The sequence below is a fragment of the Aliihoeflea sp. 40Bstr573 genome (assembly GCF_024105655.1).
Classification (GTDB): Bacteria; Pseudomonadota; Alphaproteobacteria; order Rhizobiales; family Rhizobiaceae; genus Aliihoeflea.
Genome location: NZ_JAAAMH010000044.1, coordinates 1 through 5960 on the forward strand (window position 1 = coordinate 1; position 5960 = coordinate 5960).

Here is a 5960-nt window from a genome sequence, read left to right on the forward strand (position 1 = left end):
GGCGCCTATGGAAGGACGCCGAAGCGACCATCGGGTCCGCAACGGCTTTCCTCTACGCCGCTGCCGTCATGATCCTCGTCAGACGCATCGCACGCCACTCATGAGCAGTTTCGGCACGGACTCTAAGACTGAAACCGGACCACCCGATAGGGGCAGGCCAGTCGCATTGTTTGGAAACTGGCCCGCCGGCTCATCCGGTAACCTTCGCAGTTATTCCCTTTTCTGCGTTTCCTCTCGGACTCGGTCCTCGGATCAGCTTTTCACTTTAACGCTTTAATCGGATTTGTCTCTAATTTAATTCTGAGATTGATCGTTATATTGCACTTGAGACGGTTAATCGTCCGCGTGTTCGTCGGCTTCGAACAATCACCGGGCATTTTCAGGGACGGCTTGATTCGTGCCAAACGTCCAGCGGGCCGCATCCGTCAAAGTCAGTCTAGCAGTTGGGCCACCTCCTCCCAGCTTTGAGCGTCGTGGCCGCTTCATAGATGTGCTTCCTGGTCATCACGCTCCCCTGCTTGGAGATGCGCCCGTTTCGGCTTGTCTCGTCAGACTCGTATCGTCGGGGTGTCAGGCCGAGATAGGTACCGGCGCTCGATGATCGACCGAAGCGCGATCCATCGTGAAGGACGAGGTGACGGACAAGGCCGTGATAACGCCAACGCCGGGCATCGTCATGAATAGGCGCGGTCGGGTTTGCCTTCGCGACTTCATCAGGCGACGGTCCAGATTCTTGATCTGATCGAGCATCAAGGCACTGGCCTTCATCAATGTCTCGGCAATGAGACGAATCTCTGGGGATACGTGGAATTCGCCGGCGATGATCTCGTTGGCCCGTCTGGTGAACCCGCCGACGCGCTTGCCGAACAGAACGCCGAAGGTGCGCAGGAGACCACGGATCTCGTTCTCGTTCTCGATCTTGACCCGGATCCGCACCAGCATCTCGCGGGCGACCAGAAGCGCGCGGACTTGATAGCTCTCGCGGCTTTTGATGCGCACTTGCTTGAACCATCCGGTCCGCATGATCTGGGCGAGGCCAGCTGCGTCGTTGCGATCCGTCTTCAACGGGCGCATCTTCAGTGCTGCGTTTGGCATGACGCATCGATGCACAGGACCGAAGACGACGCGCAGCGAGCTCGTTCCAAAGCCACACGGCCAACCGCCCGGTCTCGAACCCGACGCCGACAACATCTGCGTCAGCGTGAACGGCCGCATGACCGCCTTCGAGCATGCGGCGCTTCCAGGCGAAGAGCTGGGAGGGGGAAATGCCGGCACGACGTGCCACGTAGCAAACGCTCATTCCCGGCTGCATGGCTTCCTCCACCAGCCGGACCTTCTCGGCCACTGACTAGCGCCGGCGGCGCTGCACGGAGGTGATGACTTCGATCCGCTGAAACGGCTCATCAGAACTCTTGGACATAGTCGTACTCATAGGCGAATGCCTATGCCTTATCGGCTATGCCGCTGCTGCTCGAACAGAACGACGGGTGGGCCGTCCAGCGTGCCCGCTACATGACACTGGAAAGCGTCGGAAAGTTAAGCGATCATCCGCTGATCAGCATGCCAGCCGTGGCGCGCTGATCAGCCCGGCAATGCCGGAAGCACGGCGACCAACGTCGTCAGCTACACCACGACGTGGGACACTATCCGCGGATCGGCGACAGGACATATTGAAAGCTTTCCAAACTGCCTCGAGCATGACAGTGATCGCGTCCATCTGGTCCCATCCTTGCCTAATCGGGCTTAGCATACGGCCCAGGCGACTGTCCGCGGCCGGTGGAGTGGCGGACGCGGATCGCGTTCCCAACGTGCTTGGTCCCCTTTGGAAATTATCGATCTCACATCCGCCCCGCATCGGAAACACTACACGTGCGGCAGAAGGGAAGTTACATGGGCGCTAAATTTGGACGTCGGCAACTTGAAACCCCAGATCGGAAGGATACGGCCGCGCCAGCGTGCGTCGTTCCCATTACCTTTGCGAGATGTAGCCAGTGGACACAAGCTGACGCAATCCGATGAGGTCGGGCCGAAGAAGATCGGCTTTCGGGGAGGGTTGGAGACATTTCGTCCTGCTTATGCTCAGCGGAGCGCTTTACCTCCTCGCCTTTATGACGTTTATTGGCAATTCACCTCAGGCTCTGCGTTCATCATGCTGATTCTCCCCGCCGCGTTTATTGCTGTCGCCGCATGCGCTTCATATTTGGCCACTGCCACCGCAGGACCGAAAGGTGGGGCTGGTCGGTGGCAACCCGCTTGGCCGCACTTCTGCTCGATCGCTCGACTGCGCGGCATCGCCTTTCAACAACCACTTCATCGGCAAATTCCTTGCCCTCAATGTTCGCGTCCAGGGCATCGACTACATCACTTTCGTGCTTGCGGCGCGCAGATAGCTGCGGAAAGGCAGTCCTTAGCGCTCCTGCCCAAGATTCGTCCGGTTGTCCTGGTGGCACTGATGCTGGCCGGTTGCGCCACGCCGCCGGGGGCGGAGGTGCTTCAACTGGTCTCTGAAACCGCGCCCGGCGCGCGCACTGTGGACGTTTTTGTTGCCACCACGCGCGAGCGCGAGGCGAATGGTGAGAACGTCTTCACTGCTAACCGCTCCGACCAGACCAACTACGCCACCTACACCGTGTCCGTCCCTCCTAACCATCAACCCGGCCGCGTCGAATGGCCGCAGGGCCGCATCGATCCGCGCACGACCTTTGCCGTTGTCGCAGAGGAGACTGTCTCGCCCGAGCGGTTCTTCGACGCGATCGCGACCGCGCCGGGCGCGCGCAATGGGGTGGCCTTGTTCGTCCACGGCTACAACCAATCCTTCGCCGAAGCTCTCTATCGACTGACGCAGATGACTGCCGACGCCGATCTATCGGCCGCGCCAGTTTTGTTCGCATGGCCTTCTCAGGCAGCGGTGGCCGGCTACCTGGCGGATCGCGATTCTGCCATGTTCTCGCGCGATTCGCTTGTCGACCTCCTAACGCGGCTCGCGCGCGATCGATCGGTGGGCGAGATCATGCTCATGGCCCATTCTATGGGCGGTTGGCTCACTGTCGAGGCGCTGCGGCAACTGCGTCTGTCCGGACGTGGCGACGTGCTCGACCGTCTAACGGTGGTACTCGCCTCTCCCGACATAGACATAGATCTGTTCCGCAAGCAGATGACCACGGTCGGGCCGCTCTCCCCGCCGATGACGATCCTGACCTCGCCGGACGACCGCGCGTTGCTTGTTTCAAACCGACTGAGCGGCGTGTATGGCCGCGTCGGCGCTCTCGACGTTTCCGATCCGCGCGTCCAGAAAATCGCGCGCGACGCGCGTGTGGCGATCGTCGACATATCAAGCTTGGAGGCGACGGACGGATTCAGTCACGATCGGTATGTCGGTCTTGCCTCCGTCTACCGGGAACTGGCTGCGTCGGGCCGCGCTGGGCCGCAGAGAGGCCTTGGCATCCGACAGGCTGGAGCCTTCGTCTTCAAAACAGTGGGGACCACGCTTTCGAGCCCGTTCATGCTCGTGGGCGGCGCGCTCGCCGGTGAATGACGCGCACGGCCAAGACCGAACGCAAAGGATTGGAAATTGTTGACAGCAGCCGGATTTGTCGGGCCACATGGAAGACTTGCCAAGACATCGGCGAACATCTCGAACGTAATTGGATAGACAGCCGAGGCAGTTCCCGCTTATCCTGGATGCCTGATCACGGCGGGTCGTTGGCTATGCTATCGGTCGCTCGATCGACGCACGGCTTACGTTGGCCGTTGCGATCGAAGCGCGCAAGCCGATGCCCGGCTGCGTGCATCACTCCGACCCCGGTTCGCAATATGTGCGGTAGCCTACCGTGATCATCTTGCCACCCATGGGCTAGTCGGCTCCATGGGCCGGCGCGGCAATCCCTATGACAATGCGAAAGCTGAAAGCTTTAGGAAGACGCTCAAGGTTTGACCCCGCATTGCCTCGCATTTACTGCTACCCGAAGCTTTGCTGAGATGCTCAGCCCCGAACGTGGCGGATCGCCGCCGGCAGGAGCAGTGGAGCCATCGGTTTGAGCCGCTTCGAACACAACCGGTCGGACAGATTCCACAGCACCAGCAGCGCCGAGCGGACTTCGTCGCCGTAGGTCGGGCGACGCCCACGACGGCCGCCAGCCAGCTTCGGCGCGAGCCGCAGAAGCCTTAGCGCGTGCTTCCGATGGTAGCCGGTGAGTTGAACGAACTCGTTCAGTATTAGGCTGCGCTCGGCGCGCCCGACCGCGCGGTACCGACTCCCAACCACATGCACAACCTCGCTCCGCGTCGCATGCTGATCCTCCGAACCATGCCCGCCCCGCCCGTGACCGAAGCTCCCTTCTTCCACTTCGCCACGGTCTTCTGATTGATCCCGTAGCGCTTGGCCAGGGCCTCTCTTGATGGGGTGGACGGCGCCCGCAACGGCATCATCCTCGTGAGAGGCGTGCCAAGATGGCTGCTGTCGAGCACTCATCTGAAGGAGCACCGTCCATGGAAAAGACTAACGCCGATCTCAATACTGTAGCCACCATCGGCCTGGATCTGGCCAAGCACGTCTTCCAGGTCCACGCTGTCGACGCTGCCGGCCGGGCCGTCACGAACCGAGCGCTTAGGCGCAAAGATGTGCTGGCATTCTTCGAACGTCTGCCGTCATGCCTGATCGGCATGGAAGCATGTGGCTCGGCCCATCATTGGGCTCGCGAACTGGCAAAGTTCGGCCATGATGCAAATTCCGAGGGAAGTCGCCCCCCGATTCCGAAATGATGTCGCCCCCTCGTTCCGAGATTTAACCGCCCCCTGATTCCGAAATGAAGCCGCCCCCTGTCGGCGGTGTTTTGGACCGGTGCTCTGCTGGTGAATGTTCCTCCTTTGGCTGTGGCTTGGGAAGGAACGAAATGCCTGCGGAGAGAATGGCGATGCGGCGTGTCCGCGAGATTTTGAGATATCGATTTGAGGACGGCCTGGGCCACAAGGCGATCTCGTATCGTGTGGGCGCTGCGCCTTCGACGGTGCGCGAGACGCTGCGGCGTGCCGAGGCTGCCGGTCTTTCCTGGCCGCTCGGCGAGGAGATCACCGACACGGTCCTGGAGGCCTCACTTTACCGGTCGAACGGGACGAAGACGGGCCACCGCCGCAGCATCGAGCCGGACTGGGCGCATGTGCATCGCGAGTTGAAGCGCAAGCACGTGACGCTGCAGATCCTGTGGGACGAATATATCGCGCAGCACCCCGACGGCTACCGGTACAGCCGCTTCTGCGATCTCTACCGGGGCTGGGCGGTGAAGCTGCCGGTGACGATGCGCCAGAGCCATGGCGCGGGCGAGAAGCTGTTCGTCGATTATGCCGGTGACACGGTGACGGTGGTCGTCGACCGGCTGAAGGGCAAGACGCGCCAGGCGCATCTGTTCGTGGCGGTGCTGGGCGCTTCGAGCCTGTCCTACGCGGAGGCGCGCTGGACCGAGACGCTGCCCGACTGGCTCGGCTGCCACGTCAATGCGCTGGAGGCCTTCGGCGGCGCGCCGGCGCTGTTGGTTCCCGACAATGCCAAGGTGGCGGTGATCAAGGCCTGCCGCTACGATCCGCAGGTCAACCGCAGCTATGCCGGAATGGCCGATCATTATGGCAGCTCGGTGCTGCCGACCCGGCCGCGTCGCCCGCGCGACAAGGCCAAGGTCGAAGCGGCGGTGCGGATTGTCGAGCGCTGGCTTCTCGGTCGCCTCCGTCATCGCGTCTTCCATAGTCTGGCCGAGGTGAATGCCGCGATCGGCGAATTGCTTGCCGACCTCAATGAGCGCCGGGTGCTGCGCCGTGTCGGATGCACGCGGCGGCAATTGTTTGTCAATGACCACGGAATCGGGACCCTGTATTTTCGCGCAAAAGGGACCCCGGTTTAGAGCTGGTGAAGGGCGCGCCGGTTAGCGCCCGATCAGGCGAAGCTGGTCGGGGTTTGCACAGCCTGATCG

Annotated in this window: 4 protein-coding genes and 4 pseudogenes; 4 read left to right on the forward strand and 4 right to left on the reverse strand. The window is 61.6% G+C overall.

Features of this window, described 5'->3' with window-relative positions; translation table 11 throughout:
* A pseudogene (locus GTK01_RS20640) lies at positions 1-104 on the forward strand (IS5/IS1182 family transposase); the annotation flags it as partial.
* A 332-nt stretch (positions 105-436) separates the two neighbouring features.
* Here the strand turns inward: GTK01_RS20640 and GTK01_RS21150 are convergent.
* The 3 genes and pseudogenes from GTK01_RS21150 to GTK01_RS20650 form a co-directional block, all read right to left on the reverse strand.
* Positions 437-682 (reverse strand): transposase, encoded by a 246-nt coding sequence (locus GTK01_RS21150; protein WP_371924442.1) that lies wholly within the window; start codon positions 680-682, stop codon positions 437-439.
* Positions 571-1095, reverse strand: a complete 525-nt coding sequence (locus tag GTK01_RS20645; protein WP_252929706.1) for a hypothetical protein — start codon at positions 1093-1095, stop codon at positions 571-573. Before GTK01_RS20645 ends, GTK01_RS21150 begins: the two co-directional genes overlap by 112 nt.
* 85 nt (positions 1096-1180) lie before the next feature.
* Positions 1181-1432: pseudogene (locus GTK01_RS20650) on the reverse strand (transposase); the annotation flags it as partial.
* Positions 1433-1918: 486 nt separating this feature from the next.
* Between GTK01_RS20650 and GTK01_RS20655 the strand changes: the two are divergent.
* On the forward strand, positions 1919-3535 hold the full coding sequence (locus tag GTK01_RS20655) for an alpha/beta hydrolase (protein WP_252929702.1): 1617 nt from the start codon (positions 1919-1921) through the stop codon (positions 3533-3535).
* A 447-nt stretch (positions 3536-3982) separates the two neighbouring features.
* Here the strand turns inward: GTK01_RS20655 and GTK01_RS20660 are convergent, their stop codons facing one another.
* A complete protein-coding gene (locus GTK01_RS20660; RefSeq protein WP_252929704.1) occupies positions 3983-4264 on the reverse strand; it encodes a hypothetical protein in 282 nt (93 codons plus the stop codon).
* Positions 4265-4488: 224 nt separating this feature from the next.
* Here GTK01_RS20660 and GTK01_RS20665 point away from each other — a divergent pair.
* Together GTK01_RS20665 and istA are read left to right on the forward strand one after the other, a co-directional pair.
* Positions 4489-4722 (forward strand): annotated as a pseudogene (locus tag GTK01_RS20665) (IS110 family transposase); the annotation flags it as partial.
* 191 nt (positions 4723-4913) lie between these two features.
* Positions 4914-5834, forward strand: a pseudogene (gene istA, locus GTK01_RS20670) (IS21 family transposase); the annotation flags it as partial.
* Positions 5835-5960 lie beyond the last annotated feature (126 nt).

Excerpts from the sequence above, each read along its gene's own strand:
- GTK01_RS20645 (WP_252929706.1), bottom strand. The coding sequence starts at position 1,095 with ATGCCAAACGCAGCACTGAAGATGCGCCCGTTGAAGACGGATCGCAAC.